Annotated in this window: 19 protein-coding genes; 13 read left to right on the top strand and 6 right to left on the bottom strand. The window is 55.2% G+C overall.

What is annotated here, in order from left to right:
* Window positions 1–22: 22 nt before the first annotated feature.
* The 6 genes from rng to csrD all read right to left on the bottom strand — a co-directional run bounded on the left by rng (window position 23) and on the right by csrD (window position 6,916).
* Window positions 23–1,492 (bottom strand): ribonuclease G, encoded by a 1,470-nt coding sequence (rng, locus tag DBY73_RS20845; RefSeq protein ID WP_112013115.1) that lies wholly within the window; start codon window positions 1,490–1,492, stop codon window positions 23–25.
* Window positions 1,482–2,075, bottom strand: a complete 594-nt coding sequence (locus tag DBY73_RS20840; RefSeq protein ID WP_112013114.1) for a Maf family protein — start codon at window positions 2,073–2,075, stop codon at window positions 1,482–1,484. The genes rng and DBY73_RS20840 overlap by 11 nt, the downstream gene beginning before the upstream one ends.
* A gap of 9 nt (window positions 2,076–2,084) precedes the next feature.
* Complete coding sequence (gene mreD / locus DBY73_RS20835) at window positions 2,085–2,573, bottom strand: rod shape-determining protein MreD (RefSeq protein WP_112013113.1); 489 nt, start codon at window positions 2,571–2,573, stop codon at window positions 2,085–2,087.
* The gene (gene mreC / locus DBY73_RS20830; RefSeq protein ID WP_112013112.1) at window positions 2,573–3,589 is read right to left on the bottom strand and encodes a rod shape-determining protein MreC; all 1,017 of its coding nucleotides are present in this window, start codon (window positions 3,587–3,589) and stop codon (window positions 2,573–2,575) included. Before mreC ends, mreD begins: the two co-directional genes overlap by 1 nt.
* 61 nt (window positions 3,590–3,650) lie before the next feature.
* Window positions 3,651–4,694 carry a rod shape-determining protein MreB gene (gene mreB / locus DBY73_RS20825; RefSeq protein WP_000913396.1) on the bottom strand — a complete coding sequence of 348 codons (1,044 nt, stop codon included), beginning with the start codon at window positions 4,692–4,694 and terminating at the stop codon, window positions 3,651–3,653.
* Between the two features lie 281 nt (window positions 4,695–4,975).
* Window positions 4,976–6,916: an RNase E specificity factor CsrD gene (gene csrD, locus DBY73_RS20815; RefSeq protein ID WP_112013111.1), complete on the bottom strand. Its 1,941-nt coding sequence runs from the start codon at window positions 6,914–6,916 to the stop codon at window positions 4,976–4,978.
* A 183-nt stretch (window positions 6,917–7,099) separates the two neighbouring features.
* Here csrD and DBY73_RS20810 point away from each other — a divergent pair, with 183 nt between their 5' ends.
* The 13 genes from DBY73_RS20810 (at window position 7,100) to DBY73_RS20750 (ending at window position 17,805) form a co-directional block, all read left to right on the top strand.
* The gene (locus DBY73_RS20810) at window positions 7,100–8,074 is read left to right on the top strand and encodes an MDR family oxidoreductase (RefSeq protein WP_112013110.1); all 975 of its coding nucleotides are present in this window, start codon (window positions 7,100–7,102) and stop codon (window positions 8,072–8,074) included.
* Window positions 8,075–8,151: 77 nt separating this feature from the next.
* A complete protein-coding gene (gene msrP / locus DBY73_RS20805; RefSeq protein ID WP_112013109.1) occupies window positions 8,152–9,153 on the top strand; it encodes a protein-methionine-sulfoxide reductase catalytic subunit MsrP in 1,002 nt (333 codons plus the stop codon).
* Window positions 9,154–9,753: a protein-methionine-sulfoxide reductase heme-binding subunit MsrQ gene (gene msrQ, locus DBY73_RS20800; RefSeq protein ID WP_112013108.1), complete on the top strand. Its 600-nt coding sequence runs from the start codon at window positions 9,154–9,156 to the stop codon at window positions 9,751–9,753.
* A gap of 234 nt (window positions 9,754–9,987) precedes the next feature.
* The gene (gene aroQ, locus DBY73_RS20795) at window positions 9,988–10,440 is read left to right on the top strand and encodes a type II 3-dehydroquinate dehydratase (RefSeq protein WP_112013107.1); all 453 of its coding nucleotides are present in this window, start codon (window positions 9,988–9,990) and stop codon (window positions 10,438–10,440) included.
* 21 nt (window positions 10,441–10,461) lie between these two features.
* Complete coding sequence (gene accB / locus DBY73_RS20790; RefSeq protein WP_112013106.1) at window positions 10,462–10,923, top strand: acetyl-CoA carboxylase biotin carboxyl carrier protein; 462 nt, start codon at window positions 10,462–10,464, stop codon at window positions 10,921–10,923.
* A 10-nt stretch (window positions 10,924–10,933) separates the two neighbouring features.
* A complete protein-coding gene (gene accC, locus DBY73_RS20785; protein ID WP_112013105.1) occupies window positions 10,934–12,283 on the top strand; it encodes an acetyl-CoA carboxylase biotin carboxylase subunit in 1,350 nt (449 codons plus the stop codon).
* A gap of 108 nt (window positions 12,284–12,391) precedes the next feature.
* On the top strand, window positions 12,392–12,634 hold the full coding sequence (locus tag DBY73_RS20780; protein ID WP_112013104.1) for a YhdT family protein: 243 nt from the start codon (window positions 12,392–12,394) through the stop codon (window positions 12,632–12,634).
* A complete protein-coding gene (panF, locus tag DBY73_RS20775) occupies window positions 12,624–14,075 on the top strand; it encodes a sodium/pantothenate symporter (RefSeq protein WP_112013103.1) in 1,452 nt (483 codons plus the stop codon). Before DBY73_RS20780 ends, panF begins: the two co-directional genes overlap by 11 nt.
* 11 nt (window positions 14,076–14,086) lie before the next feature.
* Entirely contained in the window at window positions 14,087–14,968 is an 882-nt protein-coding gene (gene prmA, locus DBY73_RS20770) for a 50S ribosomal protein L11 methyltransferase (protein WP_112013102.1), read from the top strand.
* A 137-nt stretch (window positions 14,969–15,105) separates the two neighbouring features.
* Window positions 15,106–15,846: a carbonic anhydrase family protein gene (locus tag DBY73_RS20765; RefSeq protein ID WP_112013101.1), complete on the top strand. Its 741-nt coding sequence runs from the start codon at window positions 15,106–15,108 to the stop codon at window positions 15,844–15,846.
* Window positions 15,847–16,176: 330 nt separating this feature from the next.
* Window positions 16,177–17,142 (top strand): tRNA dihydrouridine synthase DusB, encoded by a 966-nt coding sequence (dusB, locus tag DBY73_RS20760; RefSeq protein ID WP_112013100.1) that lies wholly within the window; start codon window positions 16,177–16,179, stop codon window positions 17,140–17,142.
* A 23-nt stretch (window positions 17,143–17,165) separates the two neighbouring features.
* A complete protein-coding gene (gene fis / locus DBY73_RS20755; RefSeq protein WP_000462905.1) occupies window positions 17,166–17,462 on the top strand; it encodes a DNA-binding transcriptional regulator Fis in 297 nt (98 codons plus the stop codon).
* Window positions 17,463–17,640: 178 nt separating this feature from the next.
* Window positions 17,641–17,805 carry a DUF2556 family protein gene (locus DBY73_RS20750; RefSeq protein ID WP_112013099.1) on the top strand — a complete coding sequence of 55 codons (165 nt, stop codon included), beginning with the start codon at window positions 17,641–17,643 and terminating at the stop codon, window positions 17,803–17,805.
* Window positions 17,806–17,909 lie beyond the last annotated feature (104 nt).

Below are 17,909 nucleotides of genomic sequence, written 5' to 3'. Positions count from 1 at the left end.
TAATCTCGCAGCACACTGCGTTTTACATCATGACGACGTCAAACTGCTCCTGGTTGTAGAGCGGCTCAATTTGTACTTTTACCTGTTTGCCGACAAAGATTTCCACTTCTGCCAGCGCGTGCGACTCTTCACCTTTGAGCGCTTCCGCCACCGCAGGAGAAGCATAGACCAGGAAACGGTCAGAGTCGTAGGCGTGGTGAACGCGAACAATTTCACGCATGATTTCGTAGCAGACGGTCTCTACCGTCTTTACCGTGCCGCGTCCGTGACAGGTAGGACACTCGTTACACAGCACGTGCTCCACGCTTTCGCGGGTGCGCTTGCGGGTCATTTCCACGAGACCGAGCTGCGAGAAGCCGTTGATGCTGGTTTTCACGCGATCCTTACTCAGCGCCTGTTCCAGCGAGTGCAGCACGCGGCGGCGATGGTCTTCATTATTCATATCGATAAAGTCGATGATGATAATGCCGCCCAGATTGCGCAGGCGAAGCTGGCGCGCAATGGCCTGCGTCGCTTCGATGTTGGTGTTGAAAATGGTGTCGTCCAGATTGCGGTGGCCGACGAATGCCCCGGTGTTGATATCGACGGTGGTCATTGCTTCGGTCTGATCGATGATCAGATAGCCGCCGGATTTCAACTCAACCTTGCGCTCCAGCGCGCGCTGGATCTCGTTTTCGACATCATAAAGATCGAAGATCGGCTGGCGGCCAGAGTAGTGCTCCAGCAGGCCGGGCATCTCCGGGATGTATTCAGCGGTAAACTCCAGCAGCGCCTCGTACGTCAGGCGGGAGTCCACGCGAATGCGGTCGAGCTGTGCATCGGCAAAATCGCGCAGAACGCGCTGCGCCAGCGCCAGCTCGCCGTACAGCTGGTAGCGGGTCTGGTTACGCTTTTTGCGCTCCATCACCTTGGTCCAGACGCGCTTCAGGTAGGCCGCATCAGACGCAAGGTCCTCTTCGCTGATCCCTTCCGCCGCGGTGCGGATGATAAACCCGCCCTGCTCGTCGCAGTAGGCGCTGACCACCTTTTTCAGGCGCTCGCGCTCGCTTTCACTCTCAATGCGCTGCGATACGCCTACGTGCGAGGCTCCGGGCATAAAGACAAGGTAGCGGGAAGGAAGGGTAATGTCTGTCGTCAGGCGCGCGCCTTTGGTGCCGAGTGGGTCTTTGACCACCTGCACCATCAGATCCTGGCCCTGGCGCACCAGCTCGGAGATATCGCGGACGGCGAACTGCTTCTGCTCTTCGCCCGCCACGCATTCGGTGTGCGGCATGATATCGGAGGCATGTAAAAATGCCGCCTTATCGAGTCCAATATCTACAAAAGCCGCCTGCATACCCGGCAGTACCCGACTGACACGACCTTTGTAGATATTGCCTACTATTCCGCGCCGAGCTTCACGCTCAATATGGATTTCCTGAAGAATGCCACCATCAATGTAGGCCACACGGGTTTCCGATGGCGTTACGTTTACCAACAATTCAGCCGTCATAATTATCCCTTCCCTCACGCAGTGAGTTAAAATTGCTCAGCAACTCATACGTTTCCACCAGCGGTAAGCCGACTACGGCGTGATAGCTGCCATTTATCTTCCTGACAAAACAGCCACCCAACCCTTGAATACCGTATGCACCTGCTTTATCCATCGGTTCGCCGCTGGCAATATAGGCGGCGATCTCGTCATCGGTAAGTACTCTGAACGTCACGTCCGTCACCACCAGGCAGTCCAGCACGTTGTGGCTATCCGCCAGCGCAACGGCCGTCATCACCTGGTGCGTTTGCCCGGACATGTTGCGCAGCATGCGCGCCGCGTGTTCTGCATCGTGCGGTTTCTCTAACACTTCACCGTTAAGAATAACGATGGTATCGGCGCCCAGCACCGGCAGGTCGCGCGGCGTTTGCGCCACGCCTGCCTGCGCTTTCTCACGCGCAAGACGGGAAACGTACTGCTCAGCGCTTTCGCCCGCAGCACGCTTCTCTTCAATACCGGTAACGATACGTTCAAAGGACACCCCTAGCTGGGTCAGGAGTTCCTGACGGCGCGGGGAGCCGGAAGCAAGATACAAAGACGTCATAGAAACCTTTTATTGCACGGCAAACTGCTGGCGGATCTTACGCATCAGCAGGAATAGCCACGGCCAGAGCGCACCGTTAACTACACTACTCCAGAACACTTCCGGTCGGAAAGAGACGTTGATCACTAAAAACTCTGCCCAGAAAACAACGATATCGGCAGCCAGCGACAGCAGCATCACCACCAGAGCCTGTTGCCAGAGCGCGAGGTTGCGAAAGAGCTGGAATTTAAGTGCGACGAGGTACGCAATAATGCTCATGGATAAGGCGCGAACGCCCAGCGTAGAGCCACTAATGAGATCCAGTATGGCACCCATCACAAAACCCGTGCCGACATTTACGCGGTGCGGGAGGGCGAGGATCCAGTAGAGCAAAATGAGCAGCACCCAGTTTGGCCGGTAAACAAGGAGATTATCCGGCCAGGGCATAACCTGCAGCAACAGTGCAATGAGGAACGAGAGCCAGATTACCCAGCGTCCCTGGCTACGATAGCTGGCCACTACTGCCCTCCTGAAGAGAGCTGCGGCGGTGGCGGCGCATCCCGCGTCGGCTGCGTAATCCCCGTCGCCGGAGCCAGAACCGGCGCCGGTGGCCCCATCGAGTCAGGCGGCGGGAGAACCTGCGGCATCATCTGCATCAGGCGCTCGTTGGCTACGCGATGCACGTCTTCCGGCGTCATCGGGTTCGTTCCATTACGGTCGGCTCCCCACAGCAGCAGCAGGTAGCGAAGACGCTGCAGGCCAGCCGTTGGGCGCGCCTGAATCACGGTATAGGCACGCTGGGTGTCGAGCTTAACGGAGGAAACCACCCCTACCGGATACCCTTCAGGGAAACGTCCACCCAGACCGGAGGTCACCAGCACGTCGCCCACGCGAATATCCGTGTTGGCAGGCAGATGCTCCAGCTGCAGATCGTCCGTGCAGCCATTACCGGCCGCAATAACGCGGATGTCATTACGCAGCACCTGAATTGGCAAAGCGTGGGTAGCATCGCAGATCAGCAGCACGCGGCTGGTCAGTTTGGCAACCGCCACCACCTGTCCCACGACGCCCTTATCGCTGATGACGGGCTGACCTTCGTACACGCCGTTGACGCTGCCCTTGTCGATCACAACCTGATCGCTATAAGGGTCATTGACGGTCGAGATCACCTGCGTGACCATTTTCTGCTCATCCTGGCGCAGCGGCGAGCCAAGCAGTTCGCGCAGACGCGCGTTTTCCTGCTTGTATTGCCCCAGCATCAGCAGCTCGCTGTTTTTCAGCAGCAGCTCCTGGCGTAATGCCCGGTTTTCGAGTTCGAGCTGGTCGCGTGAAGACAGCGTTTGAGAAACGGAGTCGAGCAGTTCACGGGGACCATTTGATACAAAGTAGAAAGGACTGACGGCGGTATCCATGTACGTTCTGATTTGGCTGAACGTACCGAGGCGGCTATCGGCAATAATGACGCCAAGCGCAACCAGAACCGCCAGGATAAGGCGAAACTGCAGCGATGGGCCACGGCTAAAAATTGGCTTCATAGGCTATGCGTATTCTCGCGTCAGAGAGAAAGGGTAGCGATGCGCTACCCTTTCACAATGACTACTCTTCGCTGAACAAGTCGCCGCCGTGCATGTCGATCATTTCCAGCGCCTTGCCACCACCGCGGGCGACGCAAGTCAGTGGATCTTCTGCAACTACGACAGGAATACCTGTCTCTTCCATTAACAGGCGGTCGAGGTTACGCAGCAGCGCACCACCACCGGTCAGAACCATACCGCGCTCGGAGATATCGGACGCCAGCTCTGGTGGGCACTGTTCGAGGGCAACCATGACCGCGCTCACGATACCGGTCAGCGGCTCTTGCAGCGCTTCCAGAATTTCGTTGGAGTTCAGGGTAAAGCCGCGTGGAACGCCTTCCGCCAGGTTACGACCGCGCACTTCGATTTCGCGCACTTCATCACCTGGGTAGGCAGAACCGATCTCATGCTTGATACGCTCTGCGGTGGCTTCACCGATCAGAGAGCCGTAGTTACGGCGAACATAATTGATGATGGCTTCGTCGAAACGGTCACCGCCGATACGCACGGAGGAGGAGTACACCACGCCGTTCAGGGAGATAACGGCAACTTCAGTGGTACCACCACCGATATCCACTACCATAGAGCCGGTCGCTTCTGATACAGGCAGACCCGCACCAATTGCCGCCGCCATTGGCTCTTCAATCAGGAAGACTTCACGCGCGCCTGCGCCCTGAGCGGACTCGCGGATAGCGCGACGTTCAACCTGAGTTGCGCCAACAGGTACGCACACCAGCACGCGCGGGCTTGGGCGCATGAAGCTGTTGCTGTGAACCTGCTTGATGAAGTGCTGAAGCATTTTTTCAGTCACGAAGAAGTCAGCGATAACGCCGTCTTTCATTGGGCGGATGGCGGCGATGTTGCCTGGGGTACGGCCCAGCATCTGCTTCGCGTCATGACCCACTGCGGCAACGCTTTTCGGCGAGCCAGCACGATCCTGACGAATGGCCACAACGGAAGGCTCATTCAATACGATGCCTTGTCCTTTTACATAGATAAGGGTATTCGCGGTACCCAGGTCAATGGACAGGTCATTGGAAAACATGCCACGAAATTTTTTCAACATACTAAGGGATAATCCTGAAAGCTGGGGCGGATAAGAAAATCCGCTTACTTTACCAACCACACACAGCAGCGACAAGGCGCAAAAATCAGCTGCTACGGTGAAAATTAGTGCAGTACGTTACCTTTGTTACAAATTCATTTCCTGAATCCCTCAGGGCTGAGTAAACAGTAGCGTCCCTCACTTTCATTTGTAACCCGTTAAAGGTCGTTCACTGGCTTTTTGCTCGACGTACTCAAAGCTACAGGCGCGATATTCTACGTGAAAACAAAGTAAACGGCAGGTCAAACAGAGTATCTTTGCAAATATTTTTTCACATTGGTGTCAAGTGGCTGTGAGGCGGCAAAAAAATCCCCCTGACCGCCGGTAACACCACGCGCTGTCAACGTCTGCCATTCGCTCCTGGCGCGCACGCCCGTAGCGAATACTTGCGTTTGCGTTCCCTTGCAGGCTTCGACCAGGCTCTGAACCAGCAGCTGGTTTTCCGTCCGTTTCTCGATATTTCTTACCAACCCGGGGTGAAGCTTCAATAATTCCACATCCAGCTCCTGGATCCACGCGGTACTCACCAGCGTCAAACCCGCCTGCGTGACCGCTACGCGCGCGCCGAGCGCATTGATCAAACGTACCACCGGACGTAACCGGCTGATGTGTTGACCTACATCGGCCTCTGCAAGTTCAAAAATAATGCGTTTGCGTTGCGATTTTTCGCATTGCATTAATATATCGCGCAGCCAGCGCTGAAAACGCGGGCGAATCAATGACTCAACGGTCACCTGTAATGCGAGGGTTTCTTCAGGCCAGAATGATAAAAACGGAATAATGCGGGTAATTTGCTGGCGGTCATACTCTTCGGAAAGACCAAATTGCAGCACCATTGGCAGATACTCGGCGGAAATAACCTCTTCCGTACCGTCAAAAATACGGCACATCAGCTCCCGATGGTGCACGTTGCCCTTTATTGTTACCGCTGGTTTTTGATAAATACGGGGTCCACCGCGATTGAGCATTTGCTCAATCAAAGTACGCCATCGCACGTTGCCGCGCCCTTTTTCCGGCAGAGAGTCATCATAGATTGCCCAGCCGTTCGCGCCCTGTAACACGGCATTGCGGGTGGCGGCCTCCGCATGCTCCATCACCTGTTCGGTACTCTGCCCTCCGCGCCAGGCGCAAATGCCGATATGGACCATGTCGTCCCGGTCGAGCATTTTGCTCTGGGGTAGACCATCAACCGCCTTCAGCAGCTGGCTGGCAATGCTCTCGGACTCCTTCAGGGTCCGATGCGGCAACAGCACGGCAAAATCGCTGCGGCGATAGCGCGCCAGCAGCGAGCCGGGATAGCGCATAATAAAAGTGGACAGCAGGTTGATCAGCGTAAAAAAGGTTTCTTCCGTCGCCCGCTGCCCCCACGTGTCGCGCAGCAGGTCAAAGTCAGGCAGGCGAACGATCATCACCACGCCGTGCGTGCCGACTTTTTCAGGATCTTCCAGCAGCGTCGCCAGCTGGTTATCAAAGAAGAGGCGGTTATTCAGGCCCGTTTTATTGTCCTGCGCGGCATAGGAGCGAATCAGGGTATCCATGCGGCTGCGCTGCTCGCTGGCAAACTGAATGTCGGACAGCAGCACGTCCAGCGCGCTGCTGGTGCGGGACGGCCATTCATACACCGAACCGCGTACCTGCGGGCCGCGCTCGCCGTTTAGAATACGGATGGAGCGCATTTCCAGCAGCTCCTGCCCGGATAGCTGGCGTCGCTGCCAGCGGACCGCAAGAAAAATCAGCAGCACGATAAACGCAACGGCGACCGTCAGCGGCGCGGTGGTCATCAATGAGCGGAAGTAGCTCGCCATCGGGTCGAGATAGACCATGTGGATGGACATGCCGGGATGTTTAAGTGACGGAACCGTCACGTCGCGATACTGATTGATTGTCCCCGCGGGGCGGTAGCTTGTTTGCCGGGCGTGGCTGAAAACCGTCTTGTTACCCTGCATGATATCGATCTGGACAATATCAACCGGGACCATCATCTCGTCCAGCTCGCGGGAGAGCGCCGGAAACGACGTCGTAATCAAACGTGAATCAATGACGGACGCCACCGACTGGACGCGATTCATCAGCTTGTCCTGAATCGCAATGTAAAAACTGAGAGAACATCCCATCAGCGTGACAAATATCGTAAGCCCCGTCAGCAAGGTGGTAAAAGCTGAAAACTTCGTCGTTAATCGCATCCTTGAGATTACTCCGTGGGTTGATGGGAATGCTAGTAAGCACTAACTTGCATTTAAGATGCGACATACTACCAAACCTGGCGTATCTGGCAATTTATTGCGTTAAATCGGCATAGCGTTTCACTTAGCGAGTATAGTCTTCAGGGATTATTTTCCAATCGTCAAACTTAGTGAGGACCCCGTATGCAGGCATTGATCTTAGAACAGCAGGAAGGCAAAACGCTGGCCTCGGTGCAAACCGTTGAGGAAAGCCGCCTGCCGGAAGGCGACGTCACCGTCGATATTGACTGGTCCAGCCTAAACTATAAGGATGCGCTGGCCATCACGGGCAAAGGTAAAATCATCCGAAATTTCCCAATGGTGCCGGGCATCGACTTTGCAGGCCGCGTTCACGCGAGTGAAGATCCGCGCTTCCACGTCGGGCAGGAAGTGCTGCTTACCGGCTGGGGCGTTGGGGAAAACCACTGGGGCGGACTGGCCGCGCAGGCGCGCGTAAAAGGCGACTGGCTGGTGCCGATGCCGAAAGGCCTGGACGGCCGGAAAGCGATGATTGTCGGTACCGCAGGGTTTACCGCCATGCTGTGCGTGATGGCGCTGGAAGATGCCGGCGTTCGTCCTCAGGATGGCGAGATTGTGGTGACCGGCGCCAGCGGCGGCGTGGGCAGCACGGCGGTCACGCTGCTGCATAAACTCGGCTATCAGGTTGCTGCCGTCACCGGCCGTGAAAGCACGCACGACTACCTGCGCCAGCTGGGCGCCAGCCGTATTCTGGGGCGCGACGAATTTGCCGAAACGCGCCCGCTGGAGAAACAGGTTTGGGCCGGCGCGGTGGATACCGTGGGTGACAAAGTGCTGGCCAAGGTGCTAGCGCAGATGAATTACGGCGGCTGCGTGGCGGCCTGCGGCCTGGCGGGCGGTTTTGCGCTGCCCACCACCGTAATGCCGTTTATTCTTCGCAACGTGCGCCTGCAGGGCGTTGATTCGGTAATGACCCCCGCCGCGCGCCGCGCGCAGGCCTGGGAACGCCTGGTGCAAGACCTGCCTGACGCATTCTTTACGCAGAGCGCCACGGAAATCGCCCTTGAACAAGCGCCTGAATATGCAGCGAAAATCATGGACAACCAGTTCCACGGTCGCGCGCTGGTGAAGATTGCCTAATCTTCAAATTTTCGTGACATATTCGCGCTAATCCCTCTCCTCCGTCATGCTTAGAAAAACGCATGACGGAGGATGCCATGAAAACCCGAAAGCTGACGGAAGCCGACGTAACGTCCGAATCTGTCTTTATGCTGCAACGTCGCCAAATCCTGAAAATGTTAGGCATCAGCGCCACCGCCCTGACGCTCACTCCCGCAGCCCATGCCGATCTGCTCGACTGGTTTAAAGGCAACGATCGCCCGAAAGCCCCTTCCGGCGCGCCGCTTACCTTCACCAAACCCGCCCAGTGGCAAAACAAGCTGACGCTGACGCCCGAAGATAAAGTCACCGGTTATAATAACTTCTACGAATTTGGCCTCGATAAGGCCGACCCAGCCGCCAACGCGGGCGGTATGAAAACCGATCCGTGGACGCTGAAAATCGACGGCGAAGTGGCGAAGCCGCTCACCCTTGATCACCACGACCTCACGACCCGCTTTACGCTAGAAGAGCGAATTTACCGCATGCGCTGCGTGGAAGCCTGGTCAATGGTAGTGCCATGGGTCGGTTTCCCGTTGCACAAGCTGCTGGCGATGGTGGAACCCACCAGCAACGCGAAATATGTCTCCTTTCAGACGCGATACGCGCCGGACGAAATGCCGGGGCAGAAGGATCGCTTTATCGGCGGCGGGCTGGAATATCCTTACGTCGAGGGGCTGCGGCTTGATGAAGCCATGCATCCCCTCACGCTGCTGACCGTGGGCGTCTACGGCAAGGCGCTGCCGCCGCAAAACGGCGCGCCTATCCGCCTGACCGTACCGTGGAAATACGGCTTTAAGGGAATAAAATCGATCGTCAGCATTAAGCTCACCCGCGAACGTCCGCCAACCACCTGGAATCTGGCGGCGCCTGACGAGTACGGTTTCTTCGCCAACGTGAACCCGCATGTGGATCACCCCCGCTGGTCGCAGGCCACCGAGCGGTTTATTGGCTCCGGCGGCGCGCTGGACGTTAAGCGTCAGCCGACTCTGCTGTTCAACGGCTACGCGGACGAAGTGGCGTCTTTGTATCGTGGGCTTAATTTACGGGAGAACTTCTAGGTGCGCTTAACCGCAAAGCAGATAATCTGGCTTAAGGTGCTGCTGCACCTGGCCGGATTGCTTCCTTTTATCTGGCTCTTTTGGGCCGCCAGCCAGGGCTATTTCAGCGCCGATCCGGCAAAGGATATCCAGCATTTTACCGGTAGGATGGCTCTGAAATTTTTACTCGCTACCTTGCTGGTGACTCCGCTGGCGCGCTACGCTAAACAGCCTTTATTGATACGCACCCGCCGTCTTTTAGGGCTATGGTGCTTTGCCTGGGCGACGCTGCATTTGACCAGCTACGCGCTGCTTGAGCTGGGCATTAACAATCTGGCATTGCTTGGCCGCGAGCTGGTGTCGCGCCCTTACCTGACGCTGGGGATCATCAGCTGGCTGGTTTTGCTTGCGCTCGCGCTGACGTCGACGCAGTATGCGCAGCGTAAACTGGGCAGACGCTGGCAGCTTTTGCACAACTTCGTCTATCTTGTCGCGATCCTCGCGCCGGTCCATTATCTTTGGTCGGTGAAGATATTATCCCCGCAGCCTATCCTCTACGCGCTGGCGGCTTTGGCCCTTTTAGCCTGGCGTTACAAGAAGTTTCGCCAATGGTTTAGATAGCTCCTGAAAGTGTGCGTTTTCCCGCAGATTACCTGACAACCGCGAATCTTTTACGGATAGCGGTTGATAATCTTCCCTGATAAGACCAGTATTTAGCTGCCAAATGCTACGAAATCGTTATAATGTGCGACTTCGGTTTTCCGGACAGCGGTTTTCAGCCTCTGAAAGGGTGACAATCGTGCATTGAAGGTATATTTTGTTTTTTACCGGAAAATCGCAGGAGATAGCGACATAATGGCTGACAAGTTTCAAATCTTAGTTTTAAACGGGCCGAATTTAAACATGCTCGGCACCCGTGAGCCGGAGAAGTATGGCACGCTAACATTGGGCGAAATTGTTAACCGTCTGAGTACGGAAGCAGCGTCGCTGAATGTGGATTTGGATCATTTTCAGTCTAACGCGGAGTACGCAATCATCGACCGTATTCATCAGGCTAAAGACACTGTGGACTATATCCTGATCAATCCGGCCGCGTTTACGCACACCAGTGTTGCTATTCGCGATGCACTGCTCGCGGTGAGCATCCCGTTTATCGAGATCCACCTGAGCAACGTGCACGCCCGAGAGCCGTTCCGCCACCACTCTTATCTGTCAGACATCGCTGCTGGCGTTATCTGTGGTCTGGGCGCTGACGGTTATTCATACGCTTTACAGACAGCGGTAAAACGCCTGTCACAATCACACTAAACAAGAGTACGGAACCCACTCATGGATATTCGTAAGATTAAAAAACTGATCGAGCTGGTTGAAGAATCAGGCATCTCCGAACTGGAAATTTCTGAAGGCGAAGAGTCTGTACGCATCAGCCGTGCAGCCCCAGCCGCTAGCTTCCCGGTCATGCAGCAAGCCTATGCTGCGCCAGTGCAGCAGCCTGCGCTCTCCGCAGCCGTTGCGCCAGCAGCAGAAGCCGCACCTGCAGCAGCTGCAGAAATCAGTGGCCACATCGTACGTTCCCCAATGGTTGGTACTTTCTACCGCACCCCGAGCCCGGACGCGAAAGCGTTCATCGAAATCGGTCAGAAAGTCAACGTAGGCGATACCCTGTGCATCGTTGAAGCCATGAAAATGATGAATCAGATCGAAGCTGATAAGTCAGGTACTGTGAAAGCGATTCTGGTCGAAAGTGGTCAGCCGGTAGAATTTGACGAGCCGCTGGTCGTCATCGAGTAACGAGGCGCACATGCTGGATAAAATTGTTATCGCCAACCGCGGCGAGATTGCACTGCGTATTCTTCGTGCCTGTAAAGAACTGGGCATCAAGACCGTGGCCGTGCACTCAAGCGCGGATCGCGATTTAAAACACGTATTGCTGGCGGATGAGACGGTCTGTATTGGCCCGGCTCCGTCCGTAAAAAGCTATCTGAACATCCCGGCGATCATCAGCGCCGCTGAAATCACCGGCGCGGTGGCTATTCACCCGGGTTATGGCTTCCTCTCTGAGAACGCCAACTTCGCCGAGCAGGTTGAGCGCTCTGGCTTTATCTTCATCGGCCCGAAAGCCGATACCATTCGCCTGATGGGCGACAAAGTGTCGGCCATCACCGCGATGAAGAAAGCCGGTGTTCCTACCGTGCCTGGCTCTGACGGCCCGCTGACCGACGATATGGATGCCAACCGTGCCCATGCTAAACGCATTGGCTACCCGGTTATCATCAAGGCGTCCGGCGGCGGCGGCGGTCGCGGTATGCGCGTTGTACGCAGCGATGCTGAACTGGCGCAGTCCATCTCCATGACCAAAGCAGAAGCGAAAGCCGCTTTCAGCAATGACATGGTGTACATGGAAAAATACCTGGAAAACCCACGCCACATCGAAATTCAGGTGCTGGCTGACGGTCAGGGTAATGCGATCTATCTGGCAGAGCGCGACTGCTCCATGCAGCGTCGTCACCAGAAAGTGGTCGAAGAAGCGCCAGCACCGGGCATCACCCCGGAACTGCGTCGCTACATCGGCGAGCGCTGTGCCAAGGCGTGTGTGGATATCGGCTATCGCGGCGCGGGTACGTTCGAGTTCCTGTTCGAAAACGGCGAGTTCTACTTCATCGAGATGAACACCCGTATTCAGGTTGAACACCCGGTTACCGAAATGATCACCGGCGTTGACCTGATCAAAGAACAGCTGCGTATTGCAGCCGGTCAGCCGCTGTCCATCAAGCAGGAAGAAGTGGTGGTGAAAGGCCATGCGGTCGAGTGCCGTATTAACGCCGAAGACCCGAACACCTTCCTGCCAAGCCCGGGTAAAATCACGCGTTTCCACGCGCCGGGCGGCTTTGGCGTACGCTGGGAGTCTCATATCTACGCCGGCTACACCGTACCGCCGTACTATGACTCCATGATCGGTAAGCTTATCTGCTACGGCGAAAACCGTGACGTGGCGATCGCCCGCATGAAGAACGCCCTGCAGGAGCTGATCATCGACGGTATTAAAACCAACGTTGATCTGCAGATGCGCATCATGAGCGACGAGCACTTCCAGAATGGTGGAACCAACATCCACTATCTGGAGAAAAAACTCGGTCTGCAAGAGAAGTAAGTTTGCAGCAACGCTAAAAGGCCGGTTAATCCGGCCTTTTTTATTTCTGGGGGGAGCCATGCCCCATCATGTACAATCCTCGCTTTCTTTATCCACAAGGGACAAAAAATGGACAAGCGTTTTGTTCAGGCCCATAAAGAAGCGCGCTGGGCGCTGTGGCTGACCCTTCTCTATCTTGCCGCATGGTTAGCAACCGCTTACTTACCTGATTCCGCTATCGGCATAACCGGCCTGCCGCACTGGTTCGAAATGGCCTGCCTGCTGGTGCCGCTGGTCTTTATCCTGCTGTGCTGGGCAATGGTGAAATTTATCTACCGGGATATCCCGCTGGAGGATGATGATGCAGCTTGAAGTCATTCTGCCGCTGGTCGCGTACCTGGTGGTCGTATTTGTTTTGTCCATTTATGCAATGCGTAAGCGAACTACCGGCACCTTCCTGAATGAGTATTTCCTCGGCAGTCGCTCGATGGGCGGAGTCGTGCTAGCCATGACGCTTACTGCCACCTATATCAGCGCCAGCTCGTTTATCGGTGGTCCCGGTGCAGCCTATAAATACGGGTTAGGTTGGGTGCTGCTCGCAATGATTCAGCTGCCTGCCGTCTGGCTCTCGCTGGGTATACTGGGTAAAAAGTTTGCCATTCTGGCACGCCGTTATAACGCCGTGACGCTCAACGATATGCTGTTTGCGCGCTACCAGAGCCGTCTGCTGGTGTGGCTGGCAAGCTTAAGCCTGCTGGTCGCGTTTATTGGTGCAATGACGGTACAGTTTATCGGCGGGGCACGATTGCTGGAAACCGCTGCTGGGATCCCCTATGAGACGGGCCTTATCATCTTTGGGGTGAGCATTGCGCTGTATACCGCCTTTGGCGGATTTCGCGCCAGCGTGCTGAACGATACGCTGCAGGGGATGGTGATGCTGGTCGGCACAATCGTTCTGCTGGTGGGAATTGTTCACGCCGCAGGTGGCCTGAGCCATGCCGTTGAAACCCTTGAAGCGATTGATCCGAAACTGATTTCCCCACAGGGTGCGGATGATATTCTTTCGCCAACGTTTATGACGTCGTTCTGGGTGCTGGTGTGCTTTGGGGTGATTGGCCTGCCGCATACCGCCGTGCGTTGTATCTCCTATAAAGACAGCAAAGCCGTTCACCGGGGCATTATTATCGGGACGGTCGTTGTTGCAATCCTGATGTTCGGTATGCATCTGGCGGGTGCGTTAGGACGCGCGGTGATCCCCGACCTTACGGTTCCCGATTTGGTGATCCCGACACTGATGGTCAAAGTGCTTCCGCCTTTTGCCGCGGGGATATTCCTTGCCGCGCCAATGGCCGCCATAATGTCGACCATTAACGCCCAGCTACTGCAGAGTTCCGCTACGATCATTAAAGACCTCTATCTGAACCTGCGCCCGGAGCAGGTCGAAAACGAGCGACGCCTGAAGCGGATGTCAGCCGTGATTACGCTGCTGTTAGGGGCGTTGCTGCTGCTGGCCGCCTGGCGTCCGCCGGAGATGATCATCTGGCTCAACCTGCTCGCGTTCGGTGGGCTTGAGGCGGTCTTCCTGTGGCCGCTGGTGCTGGGGCTTTACTGGGAGCGAGCCAACGCTGCCGGTGCGCTGAGCGGAATGATTGTTGGCGGCGTGCTGTATGCCGTGCTGGCAACGTTTAAGATTCAGTACCTGGGCTTCCATCCAATTGTGCCTTCGCTACTGTTAAGTTTACTGGCGTTTGTGGTCGGGAACCGTTTTGGTCACCCTGTTCCGCAGCCCGCTATGATTTCTACTGATAAATAAAGAGTTTTGCCATGCCGTGGATCCAACTAAAACTGAATACAACCGGCGCCAACGCCGAAGAGCTGAGCGATGCGCTGATGGAGGCCGGCTCGGTCTCTATCACCTTCCAGGACACGCATGACACGCCGGTCTTCGAGCCGCTGCCGGGCGAAACGCGCCTGTGGGGCGATACCGACGTGATCGGCCTGTTTGATGCCGAAACCGATATGAAAGAGGTGGTTGCCATTCTGGAAAACCATCCCCTGCTGGGCGCAGGCTTTACCCATAAAATTGAGCAGCTTGAGGATAAGGACTGGGAGCGCGAGTGGATGGATAACTTCCACCCGATGCAGTTCGGCAAACGCCTCTGGATCTGCCCTAGCTGGCGCGACGTGCCTGATGAAAATGCGGTGAATGTGATGCTCGATCCGGGCCTGGCGTTCGGCACCGGCACGCATCCCACGACGTCGCTCTGTCTGCAGTGGCTGGACGGTCTGGATCTCGAAGGGAAAACCGTGATCGACTTCGGCTGCGGCTCGGGGATCCTGGCGATCGCCGCGCTGAAGCTGGGTGCCGCAAAAGCCATCGGGATCGACATCGATCCGCAGGCCATTCAGGCCAGCCGCGATAACGCCGAGCGCAACGGCGTCTCCGATCGCCTTGAGCTGTATCTGCCGGATGCACAGCCAGAAGCCATGAAAGCCGACGTCGTCGTCGCGAACATTCTGGCAGGCCCACTGCGCGAACTGGCACCGTTAATCAGCGTGCTGCCCGTTGAGGGCGGCCTGCTGGGCCTTTCCGGCATCCTCGCGAGCCAGGCCGACGGCGTGTGCAATGCCTATGCCGATCTTTTTACCCTCGACCCGGTGGTAGAGAAAGAAGAGTGGTGCCGTATTACCGGTCGTAAAAAATAAGCATTTGGCGTGGTCCTCTGACCACGCCTTTCTCCTTCTGATATTCCTCCCGGCTTCTTCCTTTCTCCGCTAAAATAACCACACAAATCATAATGATAATTATTGATTTGAATAAAAAAATTCATAGGAAGAATATAATGAAACACTTTACTGGCAAGGTAGCGCTGCTGGCGCTAAGCATCCTCTCAACATCGGCCTACGCTTCCCACTGGAGCTATCAGGGCGAAGGCGCACCGGAACATTGGGGTGAACTGGATGACGCTTACAAAACGTGTCAAACCGGAATGAACCAATCCCCTATCGACATTGATTCCACGGTGAAAGCCCACTTCTCCCCGCTGCAAACGCACTACAGCGACGGTCCCGTCACGCTAACGAACAACGGCCATACCATTCAGGCGAGTGAAAAAGCCGACACCCGCGACAGCATTACCCTCGATAAGCAAAGCTGGACGCTGCAGCAGCTCCATTTCCACGCGCCGAGCGAAAATACCGTGCATGGCAAAAAGTACGCGATGGAGATGCATCTGGTACACAAAAACGACAAGGGCGAGCTGGTGGTGGTTGCGGTCATGTTCGATAAGGGCGCCGCAAATGCCGAGCTTGAAAAGCTGTGGGGCGTGATGCCCGAGCAGGCCGAGCAGAACGTCTCCATCACAGAAAATCTGGATGTGAATAAGCTGCTGCCCAAAAATAAAACCTACTGGCGCTTTAGCGGATCTCTGACCACTCCGCCGTGCTCTGAAGGCGTCACCTGGGTCGTCCTCAAGAAGCCGCTAACCCTCTCCGCTGAACAGCTGGCGAAATTCACCCATACCATGCATCACGATAATAACCGCCCGGTACAGTCACTGCACGGTCGCCTGGTTGTTGAATAACGTCCCGTTTTTAGGCTGATATCATGTTCTAAAATGCGACTCAGATCGCAAAGAAGCGGGATATTCTGCTGCTAAAAACAGCAGAATATCCCGGCTAAGGGATTCATTTTTTCAGAAATGATGAGAAGTTACGGGAAATTGTAAGCGTACATAAAACCACCATTCTCTCATAACATAATGATTTAAATAGTGAATAAATCCCCTTCGCAAAACCACGCGGCGATTCCTTGATCTACCGCAGTGGATTGTTCAAAGTTTGGCCTTTCATCTCGTGCAAAAAATGCGTAATATACGCCGCCTTGCAGTCACAGTATGGTCATTTCTTAACTCATGCGCATCGGACACCACCAGCTCAGAAATCGCCTGATCGCAGCCCCTATGGCAGGTATTACCGACCGGCCGTTCAGGACGCTGTGCTACGAGATGGGAGCAGGACTAACCGTTTCCGAGATGATGTCGTCTAACCCGCAGGTTTGGGAAAGCGATAAATCCCGTTTACGGATGGTGCACATTGATGAACCCGGTATTCGCACCGTGCAAATTGCCGGAAGCGTACCGGAAGAGATGGCAGATGCCGCGCGTATCAACGTGGAAAGTGGTGCCCAGATTATTGATATCAATATGGGGTGCCCGGCCAAGAAAGTGAATCGCAAGCTTGCAGGTTCAGCCCTTCTGCAATACCCCGACCAGGTGAAGTCTATCCTGACGGCGGTTGTCAGCGCAGTGGACGTCCCTGTTACGTTAAAGATTCGCACGGGTTGGTCGCCGGAACACCGTAACTGTGTAGAGATTGCCCAACTGGCCGAAGACTGTGGCATTCAGGCCCTGACCATACATGGACGCACTCGCGCCTGTTTGTTCAACGGTGAAGCTGAATACGACAGCATTCGGGCAGTTAAGCAGACAGTTTCCATTCCGATTATCGCGAATGGTGACATTACTGACCCGCTTAAAGCCAGAGCTGTGCTCGACTATACGGGAGCTGACGCTCTGATGATAGGACGTGCCGCTCAGGGAAGACCCTGGATCTTTCGGGAAATCCAGCATTATCTGGACACTGGGGAGCTGCTTGCCCCGCTGCCTCTGGCAGAGGTCAAGCGCTTGCTTTGTTCGCACGTTCGGGAATTGCATGACCATTACGGCCAGGCAAAAGGGTACCGAATTGCGCGTAAACACGTCTCCTGGTATCTCCAGGAGCACGCTCCAAATGACCAGTTTCGGCGCACATTCAACGCCATAGAGGATGCCAGCGAACAGCTGGAGGCGTTGGAGGCATACTTCGAAAATCTTGCGTAATGAAATAAAGAGCTGACAGAACTATGTTCGAACAACGCGTAAATTCTGACGTACTGACCGTTTCCACCGTTAACTCTCAGGATCAGGTGACTCAAAAGCCCCTGCGTGACTCGGTTAAACAGGCACTGAAGAACTATTTTGCTCAATTGAATGGTCAGGATGTTAATGACCTGTATGAGCTGGTACTGGCTGAAGTTGAACAGCCACTGTTGGACATGGTGATGCAATACACCCGCGGTAACCAAACCCGCGCTGCGCTGATGATGGGTATCAACCGTGGTACTCTGCGTAAGAAATTGAAAAAATACGGCATGAACTGATACTAATCAGCTAACTGCTTGTTTAAAAAGGCGCTCTTCGGCATGGGGAAGCGCCTTTTTTATCGCCTCCGCACCGTCTGTCAAGACAATGTAAACCTTCACGTTTCCCACTTTTCAACGTCCGTTATTGGTGTATATTCCCAGCACCTCACAGGCTCTTTTCACCCGGAATGGCATAATGCTTCGTAAATACTGGTGGCTGGTCGTTTTTGCGCTCTTCGTTTTTCTTTTCGATGCGCTGCTGATGCAGTGGATTGAGCTAATGAGTACCGAAACCGATAAGTGCCGTAATATGAACTCCGTTAATCCCCTCAAACTTGTGAATTGTTCCGATCTTGACTGAACGCTAAACGTCGCCTAAAACTCCACTATCACCCACTAAAAACGGGGATTTAAATCCCTTTTAGTCATTATCTGACGATGATAATGTCTCAGCCCTTCTCCACC

The organism is Enterobacter sp. RIT418 (genome assembly GCF_003057745.1).
Classification (GTDB): Bacteria; Pseudomonadota; Gammaproteobacteria; order Enterobacterales; family Enterobacteriaceae; genus Enterobacter.
The sequence above is the reverse complement of the archived record's forward strand: the minus strand, read 5'-3'. Positions and strand labels throughout refer to the sequence as shown.